Annotated in this window: 1 pseudogene; it reads right to left on the bottom strand. The window is 59.7% G+C overall.

The window, feature by feature from the left end:
• A pseudogene (locus tag KJQ96_RS41305) lies at positions 1-179 on the bottom strand (branched-chain amino acid ABC transporter permease); the annotation flags it as partial.
• Positions 180-216: the final 37 nt, after the last annotated feature.

The raw sequence follows: 216 nt of genomic DNA, 5'->3' as shown, positions 1-216 counted from the left end.
AAGAACGCGATATGACCGAGGCTGAGTTGGCCGGTGAATCCGAGCAGCAGATTGAGACTCATCGCTCCGATGATGAAGATGCCGGTCGTGATCAGCGCGTTCATGAGATACGGATCGCGCAGCCAAAGCGGCACCGATGCGAACGCGAGGATCGTGAGAATGGCGACCCCTGACTTCATCCGACGCGCTCCGAGCGCGCGAAAAGTCCGGTCGGCT

The sequence above is a fragment of the Bradyrhizobium sp. sGM-13 genome (assembly GCF_018398875.1).
Classification (GTDB): domain Bacteria; phylum Pseudomonadota; class Alphaproteobacteria; order Rhizobiales; family Xanthobacteraceae; genus Bradyrhizobium.
Note: the sequence above shows the minus strand (reverse complement) of the source record. Positions and strands in the feature narration are given on the sequence as shown.